The organism is Salipaludibacillus daqingensis, from assembly GCF_029891575.1.
Lineage (GTDB): Bacteria > Bacillota > Bacilli > Bacillales > Salisediminibacteriaceae > Salipaludibacillus > Salipaludibacillus daqingensis.
The window spans coordinates 190,598-216,490 of sequence record NZ_JARZHF010000005.1 but is presented as its reverse complement, the minus strand read 5'-3'; the positions used below and the strand labels follow the sequence as shown (position 1 = coordinate 216,490).

Annotated in this window: 20 protein-coding genes; 16 read left to right on the top strand and 4 right to left on the bottom strand. The window is 37.6% G+C overall.

What is annotated here, in order from left to right; genetic code table 11:
- Positions 1-7: 7 nt before the first annotated feature.
- Positions 8-1,084: a rhodanese-like domain-containing protein gene (locus QDN89_RS11660; protein ID WP_280770313.1), complete on the bottom strand. Its 1,077-nt coding sequence runs from the start codon at positions 1,082-1,084 to the stop codon at positions 8-10.
- Positions 1,085-1,260: 176 nt separating this feature from the next.
- Between QDN89_RS11660 and QDN89_RS11655 the strand changes: the two genes are divergently transcribed.
- The 9 genes from QDN89_RS11655 (at position 1,261) to galU (ending at position 16,136) form a co-directional block, all read left to right on the top strand.
- Positions 1,261-1,464, top strand: a complete 204-nt coding sequence (locus QDN89_RS11655; RefSeq protein WP_280770464.1) for a DUF2680 domain-containing protein — start codon at positions 1,261-1,263, stop codon at positions 1,462-1,464.
- A gap of 257 nt (positions 1,465-1,721) precedes the next feature.
- Positions 1,722-2,660, top strand: coding sequence for a heme o synthase (cyoE, locus tag QDN89_RS11650; protein WP_425335399.1), 939 nt, complete (start codon positions 1,722-1,724; stop codon positions 2,658-2,660).
- Positions 2,661-2,887: 227 nt separating this feature from the next.
- Positions 2,888-3,070, top strand: a complete 183-nt coding sequence (locus QDN89_RS11645) for a hypothetical protein (RefSeq protein WP_280770311.1) — start codon at positions 2,888-2,890, stop codon at positions 3,068-3,070.
- Between the two features lie 12 nt (positions 3,071-3,082).
- Positions 3,083-3,550 carry a cytochrome c oxidase subunit II gene (locus QDN89_RS11640; RefSeq protein WP_280770310.1) on the top strand — a complete coding sequence of 156 codons (468 nt, stop codon included), beginning with the start codon at positions 3,083-3,085 and terminating at the stop codon, positions 3,548-3,550.
- 16 nt (positions 3,551-3,566) lie between these two features.
- Complete coding sequence (locus QDN89_RS11635; protein WP_280770309.1) at positions 3,567-5,249, top strand: cbb3-type cytochrome c oxidase subunit I; 1,683 nt, start codon at positions 3,567-3,569, stop codon at positions 5,247-5,249.
- Between the two features lie 261 nt (positions 5,250-5,510).
- Positions 5,511-6,143: an SCO family protein gene (locus tag QDN89_RS11630; protein ID WP_280770308.1), complete on the top strand. Its 633-nt coding sequence runs from the start codon at positions 5,511-5,513 to the stop codon at positions 6,141-6,143.
- Between the two features lie 3 nt (positions 6,144-6,146).
- Positions 6,147-6,710, top strand: coding sequence for a hypothetical protein (locus tag QDN89_RS11625; protein ID WP_280770307.1), 564 nt, complete (start codon positions 6,147-6,149; stop codon positions 6,708-6,710).
- Positions 6,711-6,961: 251 nt separating this feature from the next.
- Positions 6,962-15,187, top strand: coding sequence for a glycoside hydrolase family 94 protein (locus QDN89_RS11620; RefSeq protein WP_280770306.1), 8,226 nt, complete (start codon positions 6,962-6,964; stop codon positions 15,185-15,187).
- Positions 15,188-15,236: 49 nt separating this feature from the next.
- Positions 15,237-16,136: a UTP--glucose-1-phosphate uridylyltransferase GalU gene (gene galU, locus QDN89_RS11615; RefSeq protein WP_280770305.1), complete on the top strand. Its 900-nt coding sequence runs from the start codon at positions 15,237-15,239 to the stop codon at positions 16,134-16,136.
- 139 nt (positions 16,137-16,275) lie between these two features.
- Here galU and QDN89_RS11610 read toward each other — a convergent pair whose 3' ends face one another.
- Positions 16,276-17,118 (bottom strand): NAD-dependent epimerase/dehydratase family protein, encoded by an 843-nt coding sequence (locus QDN89_RS11610; protein ID WP_280770304.1) that lies wholly within the window; start codon positions 17,116-17,118, stop codon positions 16,276-16,278.
- Positions 17,119-17,287: 169 nt separating this feature from the next.
- Between QDN89_RS11610 and QDN89_RS11605 the strand changes: the two genes are divergently transcribed.
- The 5 genes from QDN89_RS11605 (at position 17,288) to desB (ending at position 21,029) form a co-directional block, all read left to right on the top strand.
- Positions 17,288-17,641 (top strand): winged helix-turn-helix transcriptional regulator, encoded by a 354-nt coding sequence (locus QDN89_RS11605; protein WP_280770303.1) that lies wholly within the window; start codon positions 17,288-17,290, stop codon positions 17,639-17,641.
- Between the two features lie 144 nt (positions 17,642-17,785).
- Positions 17,786-17,959, top strand: a complete 174-nt coding sequence (locus tag QDN89_RS11600) for a hypothetical protein (protein ID WP_280770302.1) — start codon at positions 17,786-17,788, stop codon at positions 17,957-17,959.
- A 298-nt stretch (positions 17,960-18,257) separates the two neighbouring features.
- Entirely contained in the window at positions 18,258-18,410 is a 153-nt protein-coding gene (locus QDN89_RS11595; protein ID WP_280770301.1) for a YrzI family small protein, read from the top strand.
- Between the two features lie 284 nt (positions 18,411-18,694).
- Positions 18,695-19,600, top strand: a complete 906-nt coding sequence (locus tag QDN89_RS11590; protein WP_280770300.1) for a glycine betaine ABC transporter substrate-binding protein — start codon at positions 18,695-18,697, stop codon at positions 19,598-19,600.
- Between the two features lie 343 nt (positions 19,601-19,943).
- On the top strand, positions 19,944-21,029 hold the full coding sequence (desB, locus tag QDN89_RS11585) for a Delta(10) desaturase DesB (RefSeq protein WP_280770299.1): 1,086 nt from the start codon (positions 19,944-19,946) through the stop codon (positions 21,027-21,029).
- 300 nt (positions 21,030-21,329) lie between these two features.
- Here the strand turns inward: desB and QDN89_RS11580 are convergent, their stop codons facing one another.
- Entirely contained in the window at positions 21,330-21,782 is a 453-nt protein-coding gene (locus QDN89_RS11580) for a DUF1499 domain-containing protein (protein WP_280770298.1), read from the bottom strand.
- A gap of 193 nt (positions 21,783-21,975) precedes the next feature.
- On the opposite strand from QDN89_RS11580, the gene QDN89_RS11575 reads away from it, so the two are divergent.
- Positions 21,976-22,791: a pyruvate, water dikinase regulatory protein gene (locus QDN89_RS11575; protein WP_280770297.1), complete on the top strand. Its 816-nt coding sequence runs from the start codon at positions 21,976-21,978 to the stop codon at positions 22,789-22,791.
- A 3-nt stretch (positions 22,792-22,794) separates the two neighbouring features.
- Positions 22,795-25,440, top strand: coding sequence for a pyruvate, phosphate dikinase (gene ppdK / locus QDN89_RS11570; RefSeq protein WP_280770296.1), 2,646 nt, complete (start codon positions 22,795-22,797; stop codon positions 25,438-25,440).
- A gap of 40 nt (positions 25,441-25,480) precedes the next feature.
- Here the strand turns inward: ppdK and QDN89_RS11565 are convergent, their stop codons facing one another.
- Complete coding sequence (locus tag QDN89_RS11565; protein ID WP_280770295.1) at positions 25,481-25,705, bottom strand: hypothetical protein; 225 nt, start codon at positions 25,703-25,705, stop codon at positions 25,481-25,483.
- Between the last annotated feature and the right edge of the window lie 188 nt (positions 25,706-25,893).

Here is a 25,893-nt window from a genome sequence, read left to right as displayed (position 1 = left end):
CTTCTACTTAGCTACAACCAGTTTCTACCTCTCCACCGTCGAGATCATAATTTAATTCTTGTACAGGATTGGTTTTTATTGATTGGAAATCGATAGGTTCTTCACCGACAATCCTTTGATCTCCACTCCATATACTCATTCCGTAAGCCATAGGTATCGTCGTATAATCCAATTGATTTAAGAGTCTCATCAATTGACTTGCATCTGTTCCGTTATAACCAATAAGAATTTGGGTTTTATCAGGATCGAGTTTAACTATTTGATCTTTTTGAAAAAGTTCATCGTAAGGGATATTCATTGAAAAAGGGATGTGTCCGCTGTCATAGTGTTCACTCAACCGAATATCAATGATTTGATGTTCCTCTAGCTCATTCACTTCCACCAATTCCTTCACATCAGGAGCTCCCATTACGTTTGGTATTTCTCTTTCCAAGGCCTCATCAGATTGATCCAGCATAAATTGTTCGATACTCACATCACTCATATAAGATATGGAAGGTAAATCAAATTCTTCATCTGATTCATATCCATTCGTAACAACATCAAAATCGAACGATTCTTTTGGAATATCGGATCCAGCTCCAGTTCCTGCAGCGTAACCACCCATACCAAATTGAAGTGCTTTTGCGTTGAAGCCTAACGTGTTTAGCATCGCTGTCGTTTGACCAGCTTGATGTCCTGAAAAACAAACAACGATAATTTCTTTATCTTTTGGTAACTGTTCCACCATATTTTCTAGTGGCGTGATACGTTGTGGAATGTTTACAGAACCGGGTATATTAGCGCTTGCAAACGTTGTCGTATCTCTCACATCTAACACAAGAAAGTCATTTGGATCTCCGAACAAAATTAAATCATGTAACTCAGATGGTGACATGACTTCGAATTGTGGGTCCTCCATATATGCAAAGGACTTTTCCAACAGTTCATCAAATCCATCTACCTCTGTTTGTTCCGCTTCCTTTTTCTGATTGGCAGTTTCATTATTTGCTTGATTTTCTGATGAAGCATCATATTCATCTGAACAACCAACACCGACAATAAGAAGAAATCCAACTATCCATATGTTCCATTTGGTTAACATGGAATCTACCTCCTTTTTCTTGAGTCCCCCTGTAGGTCTCTTTATATAAAGAGTAAATGACAATTATGAAATGACGATGAAATCCCTTAGAGTATTCTGTGAACTGTTTAACATAACTAGTTATTTAATATGTTGGAGCTGAAGGGATGGAGGATGTTGATTGATCGGAAGAACAAATATATGAAATGAGAGGTCTTCAAATGAAGGTTTTTGATCAGAAAAAAGAAATCATCGATAAATATGTCGAGTACGGAGTATTTACAGAAGAGAAAACACAAAAAATAAAGAGTCATATGGACGAATGTTTTCATAAACTTGAAGAAAATCGGTTCATCCCGAATTGGGATAACATGCATATAAAACATGGTGATGAGTATTAATGCTGACATCTTATCGTGACGATGAACAGAGTAAGAAGTAGCCGGAATGAAAAAAGACAATTAAAATAGAAAATGATGATCTAGGGTGGAAAGAACCTTAACGTTTTATTGTTTTTCAAACGAAAGGGTTAATATATTAGAATAAGGTAAGTGCTTCTTGCGATATTTATAATGAGAAATGATATAGTATATATGGTGAATTATAATCATTATTGTTTTCGTATAGGTATTTTATGTTGAAGGGAGTAAGTATGATGATGACTGATAAAATCCCTACTGTTGAAAAAGAAAGGGATTTTGAATCTATAAATAAGAATAAATCTATGGGACTTCTATCTGATTTAAAAGCCCTCTTAAAACTAGCTGTTCTTATAGCGAACGTTCTGCCTGTTTTTACAGGATTTTGGCTCGCCCTTTATTTTTCTAACGAATCTATTTCTACACAATGGCCACTGTTATTATTATTGTTAGTAGGTAGTACGTTTGTTATGGCAGGCGCATTAATTCTCAATAATTGGTACGACGTTGATATTGATAGCATAATGGATAGGACAAAAAATCGACCGACAGTTACTGGAAATATACCTCTTCGTATCGTTTTATCGATGGGAATTATTTTTACTATTATAGGTTTCATTATGTTGCTTTTTACTACAATGGAAGCGGCAATCTATGCATTTATCGGCTGGTTTACGTATGTAGTATTGTATACGATGTGGTCTAAACGAAGGTATGCTATGAATACGATTATTGGCAGCGTATCTGGTGCAGTGACACCACTTATTGGTTGGGCAGCGGTTGGATCCACTTTTCATATCGTTCCGATAATGTTGGCTATAATCATTTTTATTTGGCAAATGCCTCATACATTTGCAATTGCAATGAGAAAATGTGATGAATATCGTGCAGCTAAAGTAGCGATGCTTCCTGTTGTGCGAGGATTCAAAATAACGAAAATACAGATGCTCATTTATATCACGTTATTGTTACCATTACCTTTCTTTTTAACATCTTTAGGGACAACGTTTATCGCCCTTACGTCGATCTTGAATGTTGCGTGGCTAGTTATAAGTATGTATGGTTTTTTTCAGAAAAACGATGATGTATGGGCTAGAATCATGTTTATATACTCTGTTAGCTATATAACCGTTGTATTTGTATCGATGGTGGTTGTAACATTACCGATATTTCATTAATTATATATTGTTTATTAGAGCTCTTCTTTAAGGTTTGCAAGTATGATGCGATCTTAAGGGAGAGCTTTTTTTGTATTTCGTAAAAATGCAAAAAAAGCTCCGAAATTAATTTTGTGACTTTCTATACATTTTACGCTTTTATTTATGTTTGAGTGATACACCTCACTTCCTCGAGAATAGTTATCAACTATGCTAAGAGTAAGAAAAACAAGGGAGGTTGGTTTTCGATGGAAAGGACAAATGTTACAGCAGAACAAGAAGAACTAGTTAGGGAAGAAGAAAAGGTTGTTGAGGATCATGGGCATGGATACGGTGCATCTCTAGGTACGTGGGTAGCATTAGGCATTGTTGGGGCAGTTATATTCGCAACATTTATACTCATGTTTGCAATCTATTTTGCAAGATTATAGGAGGGAAGAGAGATGAAAATGCATCTAGATGAAAAAATATGGCTCGTATTAAGTTTTGGAATGATCATGGGGATGATGCTTTTTACAGGTTATCAAACATTTGTATTAGGCATGGGACCGCCTAGTCATATGGAAACAATTGATCCGCAACAGGTGGATGAAACAGCACCATTTGATGAACCGGGTGTTTTTGAAATAGGAGAAAATGAATACGAAGTTGTGATGACTTTAGAGTTATTTAGTTTTAATCCGGGAGATATAGAAATTCCAGCAGGATCCACCGTCCATTTCACGATGACATCAAAAGACGTCACGCATGGATTTCAAGTTACTGGAACAAATTTAAATGCGATGGTAATGCCTGGACATATACAAAAAATTAGTCAGACATTTCATGAACCTGGGGAATATTTAGTACTTTGTAATGAATATTGTGGGATTGGTCACCAACATATGGCTACGACAATTACGGTGAAATAAAAGGGAGGGAAGAAAAATGGAATCAGCAGCAAGAAACATATCATTTAAAGAAAAAGCGAATAAAGCGTTAGGTATCGTACCAGAAGATGCCATAATATCGAAATCATACCTATTTGTATCATTTATCGCTTTACTAGTTGGCGGAGTATTAGGATTGTTGCAAGGATTAAATCGTGCAGGTCTACTAGAATTACCATTATGGTTTAATTATTATCAAGTTTTAACGGCACACGGAATACTTCTCATTCTTGTGTTTACGGCATTTTTTACAATCGGATATTTTTACGCGGTACTGTCACATACATTGGATGGCCTTCTTCCTAAAGTTCGAAAAATGGCGTGGATTGGGTTTGGACTGAAGATATTTGGTTTCGTATTAGCGGTAATACCAATCATTATGAATGAAGCATCTGTGATGTTTACATTTTATCCACCATTGGCAGCACATCCCGTATTCTATATCGGTTTAGTGTTCATTGTCGTAGGGGTGTGGATGTGTGCATTCGGATCATTTATACAAGTAGCGAACTGGAGAAAGAGAAACAAAGGAGAACACGTTCCTATTCTTTCTTACTTTGCTACAGGCGTTTTTGTTCTATTGTTTTTTGGTAGTGTTCCTGTTGCAATTGAAGTATTTATGATCATTCCGTGGGCACTCGGATGGGTTGAGACGATCAATGTTATGCTCTCTAGAACGTTATTTTGGGCGTTTGGACATACACTAGTAAATATTTGGTATTTAACAGCTATTTCAGCTTGGTACGTTGTGGTACCAAAAGTCATTGGAGGAAGACGATTTAGCGATACATTAACACGTCTTGTCATTATTATGCTCGTTGTTCTAAACATTCCAGGAGGATTTCATCACCAAATCGTAGATCCAGGAATCACGGAATCTGTGAAGTTTTTACACGTATTTATGAGTTTAGCCATTGGATTTCCTTCACTAATGACTGCTTATGCAATGTTCTCTGTATTTGAGAAAACAGCAAAGAAAAAAGGTGGAAAAGGAGTATTCGCCTGGTTTAAAAAGCTGCCATGGGGAGATGTACGTTTCCTAGCACCAATGATCGCGATGATCGCCTTCATCCCAGGTGGTGCAGGTGGAATTGCTCAAAGTACAAACCAATTAAATCAAGTAGCGCACAATACAATGTGGGTTGTCGGACATTTCCATTTAACACTTGGAACCACTGCTGTTCTTACGTTCTTTGGAATTAGTTATTGGTTAGTTCCTTTCATATCAAAACGCGTGTTAACGCCTGCAATTAATAAGCTTGGAGTAATCCAAACGATATTTTGGACAGTCGGTATGATATTTATGGCTGGAGCGATGCACTGGGTTGGTCTTCTAGGTTCGCCAAGAAGGACTTCCTATACGACATATTCTGATCATGCAACTGCTTTAGGTTGGGATCCATATTTGTTTTTCTTAGCTATTGGTGGAACGCTGTTGATGATCGGAATTATTATTCAAGTATATGCTGTCATACACTTGATGTTCTTTGCACCAAAAGGAGAAACAGAGTTTCCTATTGCTGAAGTAGAAGAGAATGCAACAAAAACTCCATATTGGACAGAGCGTTGGGGTGTCATTATCGTCATCATGCTATTGGTTATCGCGATGGGTTATGTGATTCCATTAGTTGAAATGATTGTTAATGCGCCTCCAGGATCACCACCATATAGTCCTTGGTAAAAATAAAGAGAGGCTCCCTTGAAAATACTGGAGAGTTTTTTGGCCCTCCCTTTCCGCGGAGGAATCGGCAAGCCTTCTCAGGCTGATGCCTTGTGAGGGCTCGCTTGATCCCTTCTTCCGCTGGAGTGTCCGGCATAGCTGTTAATTACCATCATCAGGAACAGTCAGTTATTTTCATTCATCATGAGATAATCTTTAGCATGAATGGCTTAGTTAGAAAATAACGGAGTTTAATTAAAGTGAATCTAGGAAGTGATTACGATGATCCAAAAAAGACAAACAGGATTTGCGTTTCTTCTCGTATTACTGTTTGGATTTAGCTTGTTTTATGTTGGAACAGATGGGTTCAAAGCGTATACGGCAGAAACCGCTAGAGTATATAACCTTTTAGAAGAAAAACCTGCATTACCCGAAGTTATATTAGAAGACAGTAATGGTAGAGAGTATCCTATTTCAGAATTTGAGGGTAACTATTTATTTATTACATTTATGTATACAGCCTGTGTTGACGAATGTCCCTTATTAGAAATGAATATGGGGAGGGTTTATGACCAAATTCCAAGTGAGTATATAGGAGAAGATATACTATTTTTAAGTATTAGCTTTGATCCTGAACAAGATGACCCTCCCACGTTAGATCATTACAAAAATCACTTTCAAGCTGATGGAGAAACGTGGCGAATGGCACGAATTAACGATCAAACAGAACTAAATTCCTTATTAAAGACGTATGGAGTAACGGTCATTCCAGATGGAGAGGGAGATTTCGCCCATAATTCAGCTTTTTATTTAGTAGACGAACAAGGTCGACTCAAAGATATCATGGATTATACCGATGTTGATTCAGCTGCTAACAGAGTGAATGACGTACTAGCGAATGAAGAGGAGGAATAACCAATGAATCAATTTATCTTTGGCTTCTTATTGCTAATTTTCTTAGCACTTCCTCCAGTTGCATATTTGTTGGAGTCTATTATGATTGTTCATATGCACATGCAAATGCCTCTGTTGGTCATTGCAGGTTTTCTAATGGCTATTTTCTTTCAAAACAAGTTTCCACAGTTTTTTGAGAACTGGAATCACAATGGTATACCTGGTATTTTACTATTTTCAATTATTATGATTTATTGGATGATTCCTCGAGCGATGGACGATGCACTCACCTTTCAGACGGTTGAATTATTTAAATATATTAGTCTTCCATTTTTAGCTGGGGTCCCATTGCGGGATAGTTGGCAAAAAATAAGTTCGAAAATGAAAAATGCAGTCATTATGATTTTTACAATGATCTTTTTTGCAATGGGTTGGTTATATATTAAGTGGCCGGAGCAACTATGCAACAACTACTTAATTATCGAGCAAGTGACTCTTGGATGGGGGTTTCTTACAATGGGGGTGTGTATGACCATTTATCTAGTATACAATGGGCTCGTTGATCCAACAGCCTATGAACGAGAGTGAAAAATCATAAAGATAATCAGTGCGGAGAATCAATCATTTCTTCGGTTATTTGAATGAATAATTCTTTAAAATAGACAAGAAGAAATGATACAAATACGTCTAGTAAAAGCAGTCTCTCAAGAGGGATTGCTTTTTTAGTTTCCCCTTTTAAAAAAGTTTATCATCAATAAATGAATAATTGTCTCCAAAAATGAAAATCTTTGTATAGAGAAACCTTTCATTTTAAAAGACATTTTTGGAGGCAATAAACCATGACGTTAACTTTACAGCAAATCAAGGAGAAGGCACACATTTCTGCGCTAGAACATGATCCTTTTACAAGTAGAAAATCAACGAATCTTTTTTGGAAGAGGAATGAGGCTCACCTTGAGGAAATACGTTTGTTAGTGACGAAGTTAGAGAAAAAGGAGTCAACTTGCACTCCTCCAGCTGAAGATTGGCTTCTTGATAATATCGAATTTATTGAAGAACAATATCTCACAATCAAACAAAGTTTAACGAATCCATATATAAAATCCTTGCCTCATCTTGAAAAAACGGGGGAGTCAAGGATTCTTTCCGTTTGTAATGATTATGTAAAGATTACGGAAGGATTTATGAATAAAGATGGATTAAGTCATTTTATTCATGCATATCAAGAAGTTTCTGTTCTTTCAATAGCTGAATTATGGGCGATTCCGATGATGATGCGTTTGGCATTAATTAGGTACCTTTCGAAAACTATGGAAACAATTACGGAGCGTCACGAAATCTGTGTGCAAGTGGATAACATGCTTGCTGGGATAGAGACGGCGGATTTAAGTCCTGAAAAATTGACGGATATAATCGAAAAAGCTGGATACGAAATACCCTTGTCAGGTCCGGTGGCTGTGCATCTAGTTAAGCATCTACGTGAGCGTGCCGATTACTCTGCAACAGTAGGCGAATGGTTAGTATGTAAACTCGATAATGATTCAGAAAGTTTAGATCAAATCTTGTCTTATGAATATCAGCTTCAAGCAAGATACCAAGTAACAACAGGTCATTTAATTACGAGTATGCGGAAGCTTTCTCGCTTAGATTGGAGCGAAAAGTTTGAAGAATTAAGCATGGTCGAACAAACGCTCAACAAGGAACTAGCTGGTGTTTATCCGAAAATGGATTTTTCGAGCAGGGAAACGTTGCGGAATAGTATAGAAAGACTATCTCGGCGCCTAAAAGTTCCTGAGAACCTAGTTGCATCACAAGCACGTGAATTAGCAGATGATGTCATGAAAAGATGCGAGGGGAACAAGGACGAAAATTTACCCAAGCAAGCGATTGTATCTTATTATCTATTAGAAGCAGAGGGGCTTTCATCTTTAAGAAAAGCGCTGAAAATGTGTAGTCAACCGAAGAAAATTCCAGAAAATATATTGAAAAAAAGAGCACCTGAATCTTTTTTTTCTTTATCTGTCGTTTTATTTTTAATTGTTTTCACGGCTCTAATCGTCATCATTTCACAAGAGCAACTTTTTTCAATAGGAGAATGGATACTACTCGGACTAGTATTATTCATTCCAGCTAGTGAATGGGCGATAGTAGCTACTCATTGGATAATCGAAAAAATAACTCGTCCGATTCCATTACTCAAATATGATTTTTCAGAAGGGGTGCCTGAAGACGCCCAGACGATGGTTGTTATACCAGTTATATGGTCCACAACGGAAGAAGTAGAAAAATTAACAGAACGTCTTGAATTGCATTATTTAGCCAATAGAGATCAGCATATTCATTTTGCTCTGTTAGGAGACTTTAAAAGTTCGAATAAACAACATTCAGCTAAAGATGATGAACTGTTGAAGGTTGCTAAAAAAGAGTTAAACCGATTAATGGAAACATACCCAGAGGGCTCTTTCCATCTGTTTCACCGGAAGAGAGTTTGGAACGATTCAGAAAATATATGGATGGGGTGGGAAAGAAAAAGGGGGAAACTAGTTGAGTTTATCCATTTAATAAAAGGAAAATCTAATACTAGCTATCACGTTTCTTTCGGCAATCGACATGTAATTCAGGAAATTCGCTATCTCATCACATTAGATGCTGATACGGAACTGCCTCTTGAAAGTGCAAAAAGGATGATCGGTACGATTCATTTACCTTTTAATCGTCCAAAATTAAATCAGACTAAAACGAGAGTGATTGATGGATACGGCGTTCTTCAACCACGAATTGGTATGAGTTATGACGTAGCTGACCGTTCTCGTTTCGCCTCATTATGGGCGGCTGAACCAGGCGTTGATCCTTATTCATTTACAGTATCTGATCCATACCAAGACTGTTTAGGCGAAGGGATTTTCACAGGAAAAGGGATTATTGACGTCGATAGTTTTCACGAAGTATTATCCGAAAGAGTTCCAGAAAATAGGTTACTTAGCCATGACTTGCTTGAAGGTGGTTTTTTGCGGGCTGGTTTACTCTCGGACATAGAGTTAGTAGACGGTCATCCGATTAAATATATGGCTTATCAAAAAAGGTTACACCGATGGGTAAGGGGAGATTGGCAACTTCTTTTATGGTTACTCCCTAAAGTACGTAACCAAAAGGGAGAGCTTCAGCCTGTTGATTTATCTTCCCTAACGAAGTGGCAAATCATCGATAACTTAAGAAGAAGCTTATTGTCTCCAGTTTTGTTTCTGATGCTTTTGGCAGGTTTAACGGTTCTTCCAGGAAGTGCTTTGTTTTGGACAATACTCTTTTTCGCTACACTATTTTTGCCAGTCATTCGAAAGGTCTTTACGATTAATCAAAAACGTTGGTATATAAAAGCAGTTGCTCATACGACTGCCCAAGTGTTGGTAACAATGATAACTTTGCCATTTCAAACGGTTGTCTTATTAGATGCCATCATAAGAACCATTTATCGATTGACTTATTCGAAGCGTCGATTACTAGAATGGACTCCAGCTGCAGATGTAGATCGATTTAGTGAAAAGAAAGATTCACCAATCTTATCAGGGGTGGCTAGTGGTTATATTATTGTTGGGATATTTTTGATTGCTGTCATGGTAATCGGTAATGCATTCGAGCAGTTTATTATGATAAGTTTGACAACTTTATGGGTGATTGCACCTTTTGTTATTAATTGGCTAAACAGTCCAATAAACGAGAAAAAAATAAAACTCTCTGAATTAGAAAAACAGGAGTTGTCTATTTTATCAAAAGAAATTTGGTCTTTTTATGAAGACTATGTCACAAAACAAGATAACTGGCTGCCACCGGATAATGTTCAATTTAATCCACCTAGAGGTATTGCTCACCGCACGTCGCCTACAAACATAGGGCTCTATCTCTGCAGTATTGTAGCAGCTAAAGACATGGGCTTTATCTCGTTAATCGAGATGATGGATCGAATGGATAACACGATTATGACAATTGAAAAAATGGAAAAATGGCAAGGGCACTTGTATAACTGGTACGACACAACTACACTAATCCCTTTACATCCCAAATATGTTTCTACAGTAGACTCAGGGAACTTTGTAGGATCATTGATAACTGTGAACGAAGCGATACTGGAGTGGTTGGGATCTTATAATTATACAATAGATCCTTCAGAAGAACCTGAAATAACAGCTAATGCTCATCAATTAGCGCTGTCGGAAGAACTTGCGCCTGTGAATATAAATGACTATAGAATTAATAAGAGACTAACGAATAAGGAACGACTTAAACAGCTGCATCTTCGATTAAACAAACTTATTTATGCAGTAGATTTTCGACCATTATATAACCATAAATCAAAACTATTTTCACTAGGTTATCATGAGGAAAGGCTCAGCCAAGATGATGTTCTGTATGATCTAATGGCTTCTGAAGCTAGACAAGCAAGCTTTATTGCTATTGCTTTTGGCCAAGTTTCAGTCTCTCACTGGAATGCTTTAGGGCGAACAATGACAAAGGTTGATAATGAACCTGTTTTATTGTCTTGGTCAGGAACGATGTTTGAGTATCTCATGCCGAATATGTTTATGAGATCGTACCGTCGGTCTTTATGGGATCACACTTATCATTCCGTTGTGCAAAGGCAAATTGATTATGCTAAACAACGGGGGATTCCATTCGGAATATCAGAATCAGGTTATTACGCATTTGATTATCAGATGAACTATCAGTACCGAGCATTTGGAACTCCTGGACTTGGTTTTAAAAGAGGGCTTGAACAAGATCTCGTTGTTTCTCCATATGCTACTGTTTTAGCGCTGCCTTTTGCTAAGAATGAGGGCGTTCATTCTCTGAAGGAACTAGAAAAATTGAATGGACGTGGAAAGTACGGATTTTATGAGGCGATTGATTTCACAAAAAAGAGATTGCCACGAGACTCTAATTATAAAGTGATACAAAGTTATATGGCCCACCATCAAGGAATGAGCTTATTAACGATTGCAAACCTTCTGCTTGATGATGTGATGATTGATCGTTTTCATCGAAATAAATCAATACGTGCAGCAGAGCTTCTTTTACAAGAGCGTATGCCGAAGCAGATAAAAGTGATTGAGCATCATGCCATGAATCGCAAGCACGAGCACTATTTAAAACCAGTTGAAAACATATCTTCAAAGAGACGGTTTCCTTCTGTTCATACGAAGACACCCGAAATGTGTGTGCTCTCAAACGGGAAATTTTCTACGTTTATTACAACCACCGGAAGCGGGTTCAGTCAATACAAAGGACACACCGTTTCAAGATGGCGTCAAGACCCTGTGAGAGATTCATGGGGAAGTTACATGTATATTCGTGACACGAGTAACGACCGCATTTGGTCCCCTTCTTATCAACCAGTTCAAGCGGAATCAGAGGAACAGACAGCAGAATTTGAACTAGGTCGGGCTGTTTTTGTGCATAAGAATAATGCAATGGAGACATATATGGAAGTTTGTGTTTCGCCTGAAAGAAATGCAGAAGTAAGACGTTTGACGCTTGTGAACACAAGTGAAGAAACAAAAGTTATTGAGGTGACAACATTTTCAGAAATAGCATTAGCAAATAAAATTGCAGATGAAACTCATCCAGCATTTAGTAAGTTATTTATTCGAACGTCTTATGATTCTGAATCCAGCTGTCTTCTTGCTGGCAGAAGACCTCGAGAAGTCAACGGTGAATCTCTATGGGCAGCTCATTCACTAGTGGTAAATGATCATCCGTCAAGTTCTTTAGAGTATGAAACGGACAGAAGTACTTTTATTGGGAGAGGAAATAACATTTCAAATCCACAAGGGATTCGTTCGCGTTTAAAAGGAAAAACAGGGGCTGTAGCTGACCCTGCCTTTGTGATGAAAAAACGAGTAACGATACAGTCTGGAGAAAAAGTCCAACTAGCTGCTATAACAGCTGTATCAGAAACATGTGAGGATGCTTTAGAAACAGTTCGTTACTTTACTTCAAATGAATTGGTTGATCGCACTTACCAAATGTCTTGGAATAGAAGTGAAATAGAATTAAGAAATTTACAATTATCAAACAAAGAGGCAAATATTTTTCAAACATTGGCAGGGCAAATATTATACTGTCCTCCTTTAAGGAAAGAACGAGAAAAGTATATTTTGTTAAATAGATATGGACAATCTAAACTTTGGGCATTCGGTATATCAGGTGATCGTCCGATTATCCTCGTCAGAGTAGAACATATTAATGACATGAAATTTGTTGTCCATATGGCGATGGCTCATGAATATTTACGAAGACATGGTATACTCTTTGACCTCGTTATCTTTAATGAATCGGAAGAAGGGTATCATCAAAAACTCCAGGAAGCACTTCAGCAAACAGTTGAACACGGGGTTGGTCGCTTCGGTGCACAGATGACAGGGGTTCACGTCATTGAAGCAACGCAATTAGATGAAGATGATAGAGGTCTATTCATTTCGGTTGCTCGACTGACTTTACATGCTCGTGGGCCAACTTTGGAATCACAATTAAATTTCCCGAAAGAACAATCGAGTCATATATTCCCTGAGAAACTCATCCCTGAAAAGATAGCGAGAAAAGAAGATAACCTTAATGTGTCATTAAAAGAAAAGGTAAAAGGGTTGCTTTTCTATAATGGATGGGGAGGTTTTTCTGAAAATGGGAAAGAGTATCGTATTTTAATGAAAAGTAACAATCCATTGCCAGCTCCTTGGATTAACGTTTTGTCCAATCCTTCTTTTGGTTGTCTCATCTCAGAGTTAGGTACTGGGTATACGTGGTGGAAAAATAGCAGTCAATGCAAAATAACACCTTGGTCGAACGATCCTGTTCTTGATCCGCCAGCAGAAAAACTATTTTTAAGGGACGAAGAAACGGGGGATTTTTGGTCAGGAACCTCTTCTTCTAATAAACGAGAAGAAAAACAATATTTCGTAACACATGGTAGAGGATTTACAAATTTTGAGCATGAAACAAATGGTATCGAGCATAAAATGACTGTGTATGTTCCATTAAAAGATCCAATAAAGATCATTAAAGTGAAGGTGAAAAACCAATCTTTTGAACCGAAAAGGTTGTCATTAACGTATTACGCCGAATGGGTTTTAGGGGTGCAACGTGAGAATAACAGTCCTTTTATCGTGACAGATTGGCAAGAGTCACTAAACATTCTGACTGCACGGAATACGTATCAAGAAACTTTCCGGGATGCGAATGCTTTTTTAGGTATCTTTACAGAAGGAGTGATGGATTCCATATCATGGACTGCTGATAGAAATGAATTTATCGGAAGAAACGGTGATATGGAAGAGCCAGCATCGATGCAAAGGAATCATTTATCAGGTCGAACAGGAACCTTTCATGAAAACTGTGGCGCCGTACAAACCAAAATAAGTCTTCAACCATACGAAGAGCAGGAGGTCTATATTCTGATAGGTTGTGATGAGTCCGAAGAAAAGGTCTCGGAACTAGTGCAGAAATATCGTCAAAGCTCTGCCTGTGATCAAGCTTTGAAAGAAGTGCAAGCTTATTGGGAACGTAGCTTAGATCAAATTCAAGTTCAAACCCCATCTCTTGAAATGGATATTCTTTTAAACGGATGGCTTGGTTATCAAACTTTAGCATGCAGAATGTGGGGACGTACGGCCTTTTATCAGTCAGGAGGTGCTTATGGATACAGAGACCAATTGCAAGATTCTCTTTCGTTGCTTCATTCGCTGCCGGAAATAACAAAGCAACAAATTTTACTTCATGCAGCTCATCAGTATGTAGAAGGTGACGTTCAACATTGGTGGCACGAAGAGACGGAGAAAGGTATTCGAACGATGTTCTCTGATGATCTTCTTTGGTTACCATATTGTGTTTCCCGCTACATCGAACATACTGGAGATATTTCAATTCTAGATGAAACGGTGCCATTCTTGCAGAGTGAACCACTTCAGGAAGGGGAACATGAACGTTATGAGTCAACAGTAGTATCTTCAGAATCAGGAACGATTTACGATCACTGTTTGCGAGCGATAAACAAAGCATTAGAAAGAATAGGCGAGCACGGCCTACCACTAATTGGGGTAGGCGACTGGAACGATGGAATGAATTTGGTAGGGGCTGAAGGTCGGGGTGAAAGTGTTTGGTTAGGTTGGTTTATGTGTGACATATTAACTCGATTTGAAAAATTGTCATACGATCAAGGTAATAAGTCAAAAGCACAATTTTTTGTCGAAGTGAAAGATAAATTGGCAATCGCTTTAAATAAGCATGGATGGGACGGTCATTGGTACAGAAGAGCCTTTACAGATAAGGGAAATTGGATAGGTTCAACTGAAAATGATGAGTGTCGCATTGATGCCATTGCTCAGTCATGGTCAGTTATTTCAGGAGCAGCACCAAAGGAACGGGCTGTGCAGGCTATGGAGTCGTTCAACCGTGAACTGGTGGACAGAGAACTTTCCGTTATTCAATTGTTGACACCCCCTTTTGATAAAACGGATGATAGTCCAGGGTATATTCAAGGATATCCACCTGGAATCAGAGAAAACGGAGCCCAATATACTCATGGAGTGATTTGGAGTATTATCGCATATTGTCAGCTTGGAAAAGGTAATTTAGCAATGGAGTTATTCCATTTACTTAACCCAATGACACATACGCGAACAGACCATGAAGTGAGGGAATATAAAGGAGAACCTTACGTAATGGCAGCGGATGTATATACTGCTGATCCTCATAAAGGTCAGGCAGGATGGACATGGTATACAGGCGCTTCAGGGTGGATGTACCAAGCGGGTCTCGAAGGCATTCTTGGAATAAAACGGAGGGGGGATATTTTGTACATTGACCCGTGTATACCGGAAGATTGGCCAGAGTATTCTTTGAGCTATCGGTATGGTGAATCGAGCTACCAAATCAAAGTTATTCATCAAAAAGGTGGTTCTAAACAAGTATTAACTGTAGATAATGAGGTAAAAGAATTTGTTGGAACTATACCATCTGTTTTATTGATAAATGATGGCGAAAAACACAATGTTGAGTTATATCTTTCGAAAAATTAGGAACCAATTCCGATCGCAACTGTTGATTAAAATACGGAGGGGAATGTGTATGACGAGAAAAATTAGAAAAGCTGTAATACCTGCGGCTGGACTAGGCACTCGATGTTTACCTGCAACAAAGTCTCAACCTAAAGAGATGCTTCCGCTAATAAATAAGCCAGCAATACAATATATTGTGGAAGAAGCCATTGAAAGCGGGATTGAACACATTTTAATCATCACAGGAAGAAACAAGCGATCTATTGAGGACCATTTTGATCATAATATCGAGCTTGAAAATGTTCTGAAAAATCGAGGGAAATGGTCACACTATAAAGAAGTTTTAGATATTGCAGAAATGGCTGACATCCATTTTATAAGACAAAAAGAACAGCTAGGATTGGGTCATGCGATTTCTTGTGCCAAAGTGTTTGTGGGAGAGGAACCTTTTGCCGTTTTGTTAGGAGATGATATTATTCATCATTCTAGTAAGCCAGCACTTAAACAGATGATTGATCAATATGAGAAATATGGTCAATCGGTCGTAGGAGTACAGGAGGTCGCAACGGAGAATGTCTCGAAATATGGAATTATTTCAGGGCAAAAGATCACCAATCACGTATTTGAATTAAATGACCTTGTTGAGAAACCTGATCCTGAAGATACTCCTTCAAATATGGCTATCGTTGGCCGCTATATTATTCATCCAGAAGTATTTGACATATTAGAGGACACAAAGCCAGGTCGAGGAGGAGAAATTCAACTGACAGACGCTTTAAAAAATTTATGTCGAGCACAAGGGTTACAGGCATGTCAGCTTGAAGGCAAGCGTTTTGATATTGGGGATGTATGGGGGTATATTCAAGCGACTCTTTCTCTAGCCATAGAAGATGAAGACTTAGAACGGAAGCTACAGTATTTTTGTAGGGAAAACTTCATGAACGAAAAAATGTTTTCTAATAATCGATAACACAAAAGAAAAGAGTCCTCTTTTGGACTCTTTTCTTTTGTAATATATTTATACCGATTTATAGGATGTTTTCGGTAAACGGTACTCCTTTGGTTGAACAGCTCGAAGAAATGAATGGCGACAACTCCAGCGTTGCTCTTTAAATATTTTCTCTCCAACCATGGATCGGTTGCCATCCAAGTAGTTGTTTTGCTTTTTTGTTGCAAAGAAGCGTTTCATAACCTTTTAGGTCCTCTCGAAAATCTGTTACATTTGGAAATTGAGCAGACATTAAGTCTCTACTTTTAATATCCATACTCGTATCATCAGCGGCTAAATTCATTTCTACAGCACCGAGACCTTCTTTTTCAATGGCTAATCGGCATGCATTTGCAGCATCTCTCGTATCGATATAGCTCCAAAGAATTCGGTCTCTTTCAGCTGAATGATGAATAAAGTCAGGGAAATTACGATACATTTCTGGAGAGATAACATTTCCAAGTCTTAAAGAAACGATTTGCATGTTTGATTTGCGGTGAAACATCTTAGCTGTTTCTTCGTTAACTATTTTTGATAGGCCATAACTATCTTGTGGAAGTTGAGGGTGATCTTCATCTAGTGGAACATAGTTTGGATCGAATCGTTCTGGAGCAAATACAATACCATAAGACGATTCGCTAGATGCTAATACAACCTTTTTAATGCCTAAACCTGAAGCCGCTTCCAAAATATTATACGTAGACATGACGTTGTTTTGGAACGTTACTTCATTCGCATGGGAGTATGCGACAGGTATAGCTGCTAAATGAACAACTGCATCAGCACCTTCTAATAATCCGTATACTTCACCTAAGTTTTTCAAATCAATGATTTTTGTTTGTGATAGTGGATTATCAGGTTTTTTAACATCTCCATTTACGACTTCATACCCTTGCTCTACAAACTCTTTTACAACCCATTTACCAAGGTGACCACTGCCACCTGTTACGACAACTTTTTTCATTTTCTCACGTCCTTTTCAAATTGTGTGAAAAATGTAATATGTATCTGTTGAAATTATAAGCTATATCGTTACATACTTAAAGAAGGCAAAATGTTTATAGAAAGTATTGTATAGTATACTTACTAACTTATTGAAAGTATAGATTTATCGAAATAAGAGGAGGGTTCGTATGAAAACGACTGAAAAAACAATGATTAGCAGCTCACCATTAAAAGAAGTTGAATGTTCTATTGAAAGGGCTTTGGATATCATTGGTGGCAAATGGTCTTTCTTAGTAATGAAACAATTATTTGATGAAAAAAAGCGATTTGGCGAACTGAAAAAAGCGTTAAATGGCGTAAGTCCTAAAGCATTGACGGATACACTGAAACATCTAGAGAAGAATAACATTATTATTCGTACGGTCTATCCAACTGTCCCTGTAACAGTGGAATACTCTCTGACCGAAAAAGGAAAGGATTTCCATAAAATATTGAAAGAAATGAAATTGTGGGGAGCGAGGTGGGCAACAGACCAAGAGTAATCGAAAATAATGTGAAACAGGTTAGCTAATACATGCTCTAAATGTCTTTGTAAGTCACATAATTTCACAGGATAAGCGTATAACATTGGCTTTGTTCCATAAACTAACTCCTACATAGATAGAATAGAAAAGGGGTTAGCTAAAATGAAAAACAAATCTAAAAAACACGATAGACAATTTAAAGAAAATAAAGACCATGGTGAACATCGAAATGGACGGTTAAGCCAGTTCAAAAATCATGAAGTTCATCAAAACGATGAAACGCCAAATGAATACATTAACGCCGAGTCATACAATGAGCGAACAGAAACAGACTAGACGTTAAACTAAAAGCCGCATGTTTCGTGACATGCGGCTTTTAGTTTCATAGCTTCCGTATTTTGTGCAATTTCATTTAAAACAAGGAGTCTCTTGAAGGTAAGTATGATCCTCATTTCTAAGTAGGAGAGACAATTATCGTTAGTTGGAGAAGAAAATCAACCTCTAGGTGGAGGGGAAATCAATCTTGAGATTGCTTCATTTAATAAGGAGAAGAATTACACTAGAACTAACAACAGAGAAGCTATCTTAGCTAACGAGATTGATGTAATCCCTTAAAATGAGGAGGAAGATGAAAATGATGTTTAATATTTTTAACTTAACGGTTGCTATTACTAAACGAGAATTATCCCAAGAGGAAATCTTGAAACAAATCAAAAGGAATGAGTGTAGACAAAGGAGTTTGGAATTAAAGGCAAAGCAATCTTCTTATGCAAGAATGATAAGATAAAGGCTTTGTTTTCGTTTGTTACAAGTGAAATGGGAGCAATTTATACATGATTGTTGCATTTTCCATTCCAGAGGAAAAAAGGTTTTTTATTGCATTTATTAAATATAAAACCTAATACCTTACGTAATCTTACGTAAGGTAGTTCTTAAGAGATTTAATAGTGATATAACAAGTGTAACAAGGTTCCTTGTCCATTTCCTGCGTTTGAGTTTAATGAGAAAAGAGAGTAACATAAATAAAGCTATAGTAAAAAAGGAAAAGTATTTAATAGAAGGAGACTGGTTATGATTAGAAGTAAGTTTATTTATGGAGGAGTATTATCCTCTATGTTGTTGCTTTCTGCTTGTGGAGATGGTAATTCGAACGAGGATGTGAACGAAAACGATCAGCAAGGAAATAATGGTGCTCAGGAAGAAAAAGGAGAACTAAAAATTGGGCTTAATAACTGGGCTGAAAATATTGCTGTTTCTAACATGTGGAAAGTTATTCTTGATGAAGAAGGTTATGATGTCACGTTGACAATGTCTGAAAAAGCACCAATTTGGACAGGAATTGCGAATGATGACTTGGATTTGGCTCTTGAAATTTGGCTTCCAACAACAGATGCGCACTTGTATGATGACTTTGAAGAAGATATTGATTTACAAGAGAATACGTGGTTTTCAGGAACTGGATTAGGGCTCGTGGTACCAGAATACATGGATATTAACAGCATTGAAGAACTGAATGATCATGTTGATGAGCTTGATGGAAACATCGTTGGAATTGATGCTGGAGCTAGTTTAACTGGTTTATCTGAAGAGGCGATTGAAGAATATGAGCTTGATTATGAACTACTTGTAAGTTCAGAGCCAGCTATGATTGCTGAATTGGATAGTGCTTATCAAGCAGAGGAACCAGTTGTTGTTACGCTTTGGAATCCTCACTGGACATTCTCTGACTATGATCTGAAGTACCTTGAAGATCCTCAAAATGTCTTCGGTGAACCAGAAGATATTTACTATATGTCTCGTCAAGGTTTTGAAGAAGAGCATCCAGAAGTAATTACGTGGTTAAATAATTGGCAAATGGACGATGAAAACTTAGGTGAGCTTATGTCAGTCATCAATGATATGGATGATGAGGCAGAAGGTGCTCAACAATGGGTTGAAGAAAATCGTGACCTCGTTGACGAATGGCTTGAACAATAATTTGTTCGTATGAAGAGTAAAAGGAGTGTTCTCTGTATTTGGAGAATGCTCCTTTTTTCTCATTTTTTTGACTCGATATTGCTCGAAAAAGAACTAATGAAGCATTAAAATATCATAAAAAGGATATGCTATGGACTATAAAAGTCCTTTGTGAAAAGGGTTTTACTCGAAAAAAACATAAATTAGAACCAACATTTATTACCAGGTAATAAAAATCCATTGCTTTTCAATATTCTTCTTGTTAAGATGTCCGTATAGAAATTTAACATCTTTTCCAAGTTAGATATAATATTAATAGTCAGAAAAGATAAAAAATAGTTAATTACTATAGGGGGACGCATTCATGAAAGAACTTCACTCATTTGGCTGGTACGCCTCTAAGATTTCACCTCACTTACCGAAAAAGGCATTTAAACCTGTTCCAGCTCGATTACTTGGAGGACTAGCTTATCTTCTCGTTACCTTCAGTGGCATGTATGCCATTGCGACGTTTGACTTACCATTGTTAGTTAATTTAGTGATTTCATTAATTATTGGCATGAGTTTTGCTGCAATGGGCTTTTTAGGACATGAAATATTACACGGTACCGTTGTAAAAAAAGCGTGGTTAAGAAATTTCTTAGGAGCTGTATTTTTCTGGCCATTAGTCACTGGTCCAAGATTGTGGCGGAAGTGGCATAATATGACGCATCACGTTCATACACAAGATGAGCATAACGATCCTGATACATGGTTAACGAAAGATAAAGTAGATAAGGCACCATTGCTTCGATTTATTTACCGGTTACCATTTTCAGTGCGCGCATTTTTTGAGTTTCTATCCCTTTCGTTTACGTTTACGTTGCATTCAACAAGAATGTTCTTTATTTATGTGAAAGAATTTAAACGAGCGAAACAGTGGGGGGTTTGGATCCAGTTTATTTTACCTTGGGTTTCTTGGATTGGGCTCATGTTCTTTGTCGGAATCCCAACTTGGATTTTCATCTTTTTCTTGCCGTTACTAATAGCTAACTCCATCGTGATGGGATATATATCGACGAATCACCGATTAAACCCACAAGTTCCTGTCAATGATCCTTTGGCAAATAGCTTGTCTGTTACGGTACCTAAATGGGTAAACGTGCTTCACTTTAATTTTTCATTCCATACGGAACATCATATTTTTCCGAGTATGAGTTCGAAATATTATCCGTTAGTAAAAGAGCATATTAAAAATAATTGGCCCCACTTATATCATGAAATGCCGATGTCAAGTGCTCTAAAAGCGTTATGGAAAACACCACGAATTTATTATAAGGGAAAAGAGTTAATTGATCCTCGAGATAACATGGTTTATGGTTCGTTAGGTTATGGCTTGGATCATGAGGAAATCAAACCAAGGGCTTTTATGGAAAGCTCATCTGAAGATCATAACGAAAAAAAAGCATAATGTGACGCGCGAATTTCTTATTGGAAGAGGTTCGCGCTTTTTTTAATGAATATTTTAGTTGAATGCGAAAGGGGCTGCTGTTCTATGGAAAAAAATAGTCGGTCTATGGAGAAATATTCCCCTCCTATGGACAAAAAACAGCACTCTATGGTGAAACTAGAATGATTATCATTAGAACCCGCTAATCACGATCAAATCACCAACCAACCCCCTCACTAAACTATACGTCTGCCAAATATTTTCCACAAAAAAGACTGTCGTACCCAATATTGGATACAAACAGTCGTGGAATAGATGTTGTTATTGTAAATAGCTCTCTCTAATTCTCTCATAACGCTGTTGATTTGCTCCCATATCTGAATATCCTATTCTTGAAGCCGATCGATAGTCTACTCGTTGATTATTCGTATCAAAATAAAATTCGACGTCGTCTTTATAACGCATCGTTGGAGAAGTGAAAACTGCGTGAATATAGTTGTCTGTTTTCTCAACAATTTCTGCTTGTTCTTCGCTGTTGAGAATCTTTTCGATAAGTGAATAACTTGTTTTTAAATCTCCATCCTTAAATGGGAAAGGATCCACTCGTTTTTCATCAATACTTGTTTGAGTTGAAACGGCATTAGGTGAAGAAGGAAGCTCAGAAAGGTGTCCGTCATTAACCCCTAGATGTTTTGGGGCTGTTGAGTTTTTAGAAAACATAAAAATAGCAACAATGGCAATAAGTGAAACAAAAATTGTCAAAAAGATTCTCATAGAACAATCGCCTCCGATAATAATTATATACTATCATTACATTCCCTATTTTTTATCTATCTACTCTATATTGTTTTGAAAAAATAATGTGATGTTTTTAATTAGTCACTTTAATTTTCCTTTTAATGTGTTATACTTTATTTTAAAATAGTATAACACATTGTTTTTATATTATTAAAAGGAGGTGGGAGTTTTGGACAAAAAGAAAAAAGTATTTATTCTGTCAGATTCTGTAGGAGAAACAGCAGATCATGTTGTAAATGCTGTTGCTAGTCAATTTCATTTACAGGATTTGGATATCCAACGAAACCCTTATGTGAATCAATTTGAGGATATTGAAGAAGTGATTATGGAAGCAAAGTCATTTCAGGCGATCATTGCATATACGATCGTTGTCGATGAACTAAAGGATTATTTAGACCGCCGAGCGAAGGAAGAAAATATTGATGCGATTGATGTCATGAATCCTTTGATAACAGCATTTAGTAAATCGTTTCAAATACAGCCAGCACATGAACCAGGAATGATGCGAAAACTAGATGAAGACTACTTTCGAAAAGTAGCTGCGATTGAATTTGCTGTTAAATATGATGATGCGCAAGATGCGGGGGGAATCCTTAAGGCCGATATCGTTCTCATAGGAGTTTCAAGAACGTCGAAGACACCGTTATCTATGTATCTTGCTCACAAACGTTATAAAGTTGCGAATATTCCTTTAGTTCCAGAAGTGCCCCCACCAGAAGAGTTGTTTCAACTTCCGAGAAGTCGTTGTGTGGGGCTTATTATTACACCAGATAAGTTAAATGAAATTCGAAAAGAACGTTTGAAAGCGATGGGATTGCAATCTGGATCGACATATGCGAGACATGAAAGAATTTTAGAAGAGTTAGATTATGCAGAGAAAATTATGAAACGCATAGGTTGTCCGATTATTAATGTTTCTAATAAAGCTGTGGAAGAGACGGCTAACTATATTATCGAAGTGCTTAAAATGGAGAGGGGATCATAAAAAATGGATAAATTGGTTTATATGTTTGATGAAGGGCAAAGTGGAATGAAAGAAACATTAGGCGGCAAAGGAGCTAATTTAGCCGAAATGACACGTATTGGTTTACCAGTACCATATGGTTTTACTATTTCTACACAAGCATGTAATACGTACTATGATTCCAATAAAAAATTGACTGGTACGTTAGAAGATCAAGTGCTTCAATCACTGGAGAAGCTTGAAAAAAGAACTGGTAAGAAGCTCGGTGACACAAACCATCCACTTCTCGTTTCTGTGCGATCAGGTGCTGTTTTTTCTATGCCTGGGATGATGGATACCGTGTTGAACTTAGGAATGAACGATAAAACTGTTGAAGCCATTGGGTCATTAACAAATAATCCTCGTTTTGCTTATGACTCTTACCGTAGATTTATCCAAATGTTTAGTGATGTCGTATTGGAAGTGGATGTGTATTTTTTCGAACAATACTTAGAGAAACATAAAGAAAAAAAGGGGTACACCTCTGATCCACAATTATCTGCTGATGATTGGAAAGAAGTAATTGAAGGGTATAAAGAGATTGTTAAAACACATACGAAACGTTCATTTCCAGAAGATCCAAAACAGCAGCTTTTCTTAGCTATTCAGTCTGTATTTGATTCTTGGAACAACCAACGGGCGATTATATACCGTCGTTTAAATAAAATTCCAGGGCACTTGGGCACAGCGGTTAACATTCAAAGCATGGTGTTCGGAAATATGGGAGATGACTCTGGAACAGGTGTTGCATTTACAAGAGACCCATCGACGGGAGAATCCCTTTTATATGGAGAATATTTAATCAATGCTCAAGGGGAAGATGTTGTGGCTGGGATTAGGACCCCTCAACCAATCCATACGTTAGAAAAAGATATGCCGGATGTATTCAAACAGTTTGTTGAGACGTGTCAGCGTTTAGAAAGTCACTATGGCGATATGCAAGATATCGAGTTCACTGTGGAACGTGGAAATCTATTTATCTTGCAAACTAGAAATGGAAAAAGGACAGCACAAGCAGCGATTCGAATCGCCGTAGAAATGGTTGAAGAGGGCATTTTAAATAAAAAAGAGGCGTTGCTTAGAGTAGATCCAGATCAATTAAATCAACTTCTCCATCAACGAATTGACGATACATTTGAATTTAAGAAACTAGTAAAAGGATTACCAGCTTCTCCAGGAGCGGCGACAGGGCAAGTGGTATTTGACTCTGATGATGCTGAATTACTTCACCAGGAAGGTAAAAAAGTCATTCTTGTCAGACCAGAAACAACACCAGATGATATTCATGGTATCGTATCGGCGGAAGCAGTAGTAACGAGTCGTGGAGGTATGACGAGCCATGCCGCTGTTGTTGCACGAGGAATGGGGAAAGCGTGTATTTGTGGTTGTGAAGGATTAAAGATCGATTTGAAAAATAAAGAGTTTCGAGTTGGGGATACGGTGGTGCGTTATTTAGATACGATTACGATTGACGGTGGAACAGGAGAAATTATGTTAGGTGAAATACCAATGATTGCTCCTGAACTGTCTAAAGAATTTCAAATACTTCTTTCTTGGGCGGATGACGAACGAACGTTAGGTGTTCGGGCAAATGCAGATAATCCGGAAGATGCAGCAAAAGCTTTGGAGTTTGGCGCAGGGGGCATCGGGTTATGTCGAACAGAGCATATGTTTATGGATTCAAAACGAATTCCGATTGTGCAGCAGATGATTTTAGCAGAGTCGTTTGAAGAGAGAATGGTCGCATTGGATCAACTTCTACCAATGCAGCAAAGCGATTTCACTAAAATTCTTGAAGTGATGAAAGGTCATCCGGTAACAATAAGGTTATTAGATCCTCCGTTACACGAATTTTTACCTGACAAAGAAGAGTTAATTGTTGATGTGACCAAACTTCAAATCACGGACCCAGGTTCACCAGAGTTAAAGGAAAAAGAGTTTTTACTTCGGAAAGTTCGTCAATTAGATGAATTTAATCCGATGCTTGGACATCGAGGTTGTCGTCTCGGAATGGTTTATCCAGAAATTTATACGATGCAAGCGAAGGCGATTTTTTATGCAGCATCCGATTTAAAATCTAAAGGAATAAACGTAAATCCAGAAGTAATGATCCCGCTTGTTGGTGATGTGAATGAATTAAAAGCAATGCGACAAGTAGTGGTTGAGGCTGCTAAAGAGGTAGTGGAAGAAACAGGTCATGAGATTGATTATACAGTGGGCACGATGATAGAAATTCCAAGGGCAGCATTAACTGCTGATAAAATAGCTGAAGAAGCAGATTTCTTCTCGTTTGGAACAAATGACTTAACGCAAACAACGTTTGGCTTTAGTAGAGATGATGCGGAGAGCAAGTTTCTCCAGCATTATATCGATGAAGGAACATTAGCAGAAAATCCGTTTATGGTTTTAGATCAAGAAGGGGTTGGAAAACTTGTTGAGACTGGTGTTACACTTGGACGACAAACAAAACCTACGTTGAAAACAGGTATTTGTGGTGAGCATGGTGGAGAAAAAAGCTCGATTCAATTTTGCTTTGAAAAAGGGTTAGATTATGTGAGTTGTTCCCCTTACCGTGTTCCGTTAGCACGTTTAGCTGCGGCGCAAGCAACCGTAAGCAACAATACAAAGTGAAAAAGAGAGGCAGACATATTGTCTGCCTCTTTCAAATTTATTAAATCCACTCGATAAATTCTTCTTGATTATCGTCACTTATTTTTACCTTTGAAATTCTGATCACATTAATGTTGTCCATATTAATCATGGCGTTTTCTAAACGAATCCAATGTCCTTTCTCCCTTTCTAACCAATCATTCACCCGTGGAGAAGGGTTTTCAGTGAAATAAGAAGATTCTTCGTTTCCATTCATAAATTCAAAAACTACTTTGTAACGTTCCATGTTTTCGACACTCCTTAATGTATTAACTAATCATGGTAAGTAAAACAATGTTTCACTCTATGAGTCAGTTACCCTGTTTCTATTGTTCTCACACATGAAATTGGATATGAATTGGTAGAGAAGAATATAATAACCGTTGCAATGGATGGTAAGCTCTCCAAGAGATCGGGTATCACGGTGTCAGGTAA